Raw genomic sequence first — 3245 nt, 5'->3', positions numbered from 1 at the left:
CTGGTCTTCTGGTCAGGTGAGCTTGGGAAAATAAAGTCTTACCAAGCCCCTCCCTTTAGGGATGGGGTTCCTGACACTCCGGTATTTATCCCCGGTAAAGCCATTGAGAATTGAGCCACCCCTGAATTGCGAGTTGTCAATTCTCAGTACAGACGCAAGGCGATCGCTTGAGAAGCATTTAAGATGGCTCAATTCCCAGGGCGATCGCCCTTCTCCTACTGCTGCTGATAAAACTGCAGCACCTCCTGGGTATAGTCGCCGATTCTTTCGCTGTTGTACTGCTCCGGGTCTCCCGTCATCCACCAAGCTGCCGCACGGCGCACGGCTAACGATTCATCACCGGTGGCTTCATACTGCTGTGTGAGCACATCTTCCATCACGCAGGCGAGAATTTCTCTGGCTTTAGCTTCGTTGGCTTCAAACTGCGCCGGGGTCAGTTCCTCGTCAATGCACAGGCGAGACCAACGGGGGATATTCCCCGGTTTGATTTGCCAGTCACTATAAAGACCGTCATTCTCTATGCCCGTTTCCGGTGCCGCCAATCGCAGTGCCTCCACCAAGGAGGCGACTTTGGCATCGGTGATTTGAGCCAGCACTGGTATTGCCCACAGCATGACGCTGCCAATCAGACCGACAAATAGGAAAATTCCTTTCGATCGCCCCTGAGTAGGGTTGCCACTGTCCAAAAATCGAGTGATGTTTCTTTGCAACATTGTCATCTTTAGGTTCCTGTAGGATATTGCAACCATACGGATCGATTGAGCGGTTCAACGAAAAGCAGGCCGCCTAACAGGTAAAAAACTCGGGAGCTTGGTAGCCCCGTCTCTTTAGAGCGGGGCGGAAAAGCGACGGGCGCGGCTTTAGCCGCCGTCATCCTTTGGTGCAGGCAACCTATCAATCCAGTCCTCGATCGTTGCCGTCATAGACTTCTCCCGTTCCTTAGAGAGCTTTCGCATTTATTAGCCGAGACTGCGCCAACCTAATCGTGAAATTCTTTTTCATAATGTATGTGCAATGTACTTGCAATACCCTATCATGTTCGCATGGCTAAAATCTTTGCAGCACAAGTTAATCGACTACCTGAAGACAAGGTATTGTCAGGGGCACTAGAGTATCTGTGCACACAGTCCAATAAGCTCTATAACTGCACTCTCTACTTGGCTCGACAGCTTTACTTTAAGACGGGCAAGTTTTCTAATGGACGGTGGCTGTCCACTGAGATGAAGCGCAATCCTCACATGAAAGCGCTTTATACCAGTGCTGCACAACAAACCTGCATCACTGTGGGGGAAGCCTTCAAAAGCTTTAAGGAACTGCTAAAACTATGGCGTAAGGGTGAATTACCCGAAAGGCCGAAACCACCCAATTATCGGACTTCTGGAGGGCTTTTTCAGATCGGCTATCCAAAGCGCTGGTTAAAGCTGGTAGATGGGATGGTCACAGTCCCAATGGGGACAGCTTGCAGAGTTTGGTTTAACCTGCCAGAAATCTTTCTGCCATTCCCGATCGATCTGGATTGGGGCAAAATTAGAGAACTGCAAATCGTTCCCAGGGCTGGCTATTTTGATGCAGTCTGGATCTGTGAGGGGAGGCCCATTGAACCTGTTATTCTTGACCCTGAAAAAGCCTTATCTATTGACCCAGGCTTAGATAATTGGTTGACCTGCACTACCACAGAAAGCACCAGCTTTATCGTTGATGGCAAGCATCTGAAGTCACTGAACCAGTGGTACAACAAACGAGTTGCGACCATCAAAGAGGGCAAACCCCAGTCGTTCTGGTGCAACCTGTTAGACCGCATTACGGGCAAGCGAAATCGACAGATGCGGGATGCTGTCAACAAAGCAGCTCGAATCGTGATTGACCATTGCCTGGAGCACAGCATCGGAACCATTGTCTTTGGCTGGAATAAGGGCCAAAAGCAGCGGTCTGACATGGGCCGCAAAACCAATCAAAAGTTTGTCTGTGTACCTACTGCAAGGCTCAAAAAGCGCATTCAACAACTTGCACAGCACTACGGCATTATCTTCATCGAACAGGAGGAAAGCTATACGTCAAAAGCTTCTGCGCTAGATCTCGATGAGATTCCCGTTTTCGGTGAAAAACCCGAGGGATGGAAGCCGTCTGGCAGGCGTGTGAAGCGGGGTCTGTACCGTGCAGCCGATGGAGCTGAGGTCAATGCTGACGCAAATGGCTCTTGGAATATCGGCAGAAAAGCAAACGTAACCGGGATGCAAAGCACCCCGGCAAGAGGCGTTTTGACTTCGCCTAAGCGTCTGAGATTATGGGATCTACCGCATGTCGATCCTATCAGAAGTGCTGAAACTCCCTCCGGGGAATCCCCGTCGCTTTAGCGCGGGGAGTAGTCAACCCTTGCCTGAGTGTTGGTTTTGGGCAAATGAATCTTCAAGGGGTGGGGATTGACTCTGGCGGGAGAAAAATCGGGAAAAATTTTCCCGGCGCGCGGAGGGGCTAAACCACCGGCGATCGGTCCGGTTTTTATTAATTCGTTAGGGGCACTACTCGGAGGCGTCGTTTGCCCACAACCCTTCCTCAAGGGTGAGATAATCGGGAGCGAAATAGGTATGTAGGGATCCCAATCGGCGCTGTGTTAAGTAAAAATGGGCGGCGAGGCGATGCTTGCAGAAGGAATCGTGGTGGGCAGTATCGCTGCAAGTGCATCCCTGGTGAGTGACTTCGCTGGTGGTTCCACTGTTGGGATTCCAGACAATTATTTTAGACCCGACTAACTTAACCTGCAAGCGATCGAGGGCGACTTGGTTTTGCCGTGCCAGATATTCGCGCACTTCCAAATTGCTGACGCGGTGGAAGTTTTTCCCTTGGCGCACGGTGATGGAAAACTGCGAGAGGCCAACGCTTTTAATGGTGCCGACCCGATCGTATTTGATGCCCATCAGGTGGAACAAGGAGTCGGTGAAATACTTGCGCGAAACGAAGGTGCAGCATCTCCCGTACTGGGTGGTGTAAACGATGTAGGGGGTGCGGCTATGCTTGATGACGCCGATGCGCTCGATGGTGATTTGGCACCGGACGAGAGGTTTGTGGATGGATTGCTTTCCCTTGTTGGGCAAGCGTTTCGAGGTGGTTTTGGTCTGCGGCCCTTGGGCGTCGGGGAATAATTCGAGTTGGATGGGTTGCGGATCTGAGTTTTTCATCAGAAATTAGGGTTGGTAAGGGGGAGAACGGAAACCCTCGTCATTTATGCGTAGGGAGGAGTTCTCCCC

At 51.2% G+C, this 3245-nt stretch carries 3 protein-coding genes; 1 reads left to right on the top strand and 2 read right to left on the bottom strand.

Going from position 1 to position 3245, the window contains the following annotated elements; translation table 11 throughout:
- Positions 1–215: 215 nt before the first annotated feature.
- Positions 216–719 (bottom strand): hypothetical protein, encoded by a 504-nt coding sequence (locus AC0QH1_RS12785; RefSeq protein WP_324631523.1) that lies wholly within the window; start codon positions 717–719, stop codon positions 216–218.
- A 324-nt stretch (positions 720–1043) separates the two neighbouring features.
- On the opposite strand from AC0QH1_RS12785, the gene AC0QH1_RS12780 reads away from it, so the two are divergent.
- Positions 1044–2354, top strand: a complete 1311-nt coding sequence (locus tag AC0QH1_RS12780) for an RNA-guided endonuclease InsQ/TnpB family protein (protein WP_324631522.1) — start codon at positions 1044–1046, stop codon at positions 2352–2354.
- A 165-nt stretch (positions 2355–2519) separates the two neighbouring features.
- Here AC0QH1_RS12780 and AC0QH1_RS12775 read toward each other — a convergent pair whose 3' ends face one another.
- Positions 2520–3176, bottom strand: a complete 657-nt coding sequence (locus AC0QH1_RS12775) for a hypothetical protein (protein WP_324631521.1) — start codon at positions 3174–3176, stop codon at positions 2520–2522.
- Between the last annotated feature and the right edge of the window lie 69 nt (positions 3177–3245).

The sequence above is a fragment of the Phormidium sp. CCY1219 genome, assembly GCF_055795085.1.
This window is presented reverse-complemented; position numbering and strand designations above follow the sequence as displayed.

Bases quoted from the DNA above. Each gene is read 5' to 3' on its own strand.
- AC0QH1_RS12785 (WP_324631523.1), bottom strand. From the start codon at position 719: ATGACAATGTTGCAAAGAAACATCACTCGATTTTTGGACAGTGGCAAC.
- AC0QH1_RS12775 (WP_324631521.1), bottom strand. From the start codon at position 3,176: ATGAAAAACTCAGATCCGCAACCCATCCAACTCGAATTATTCCCCGAC.
- AC0QH1_RS12780 (WP_324631522.1), top strand. From the start codon at position 1,044: ATGGCTAAAATCTTTGCAGCACAAGTTAATCGACTACCTGAAGACAAG.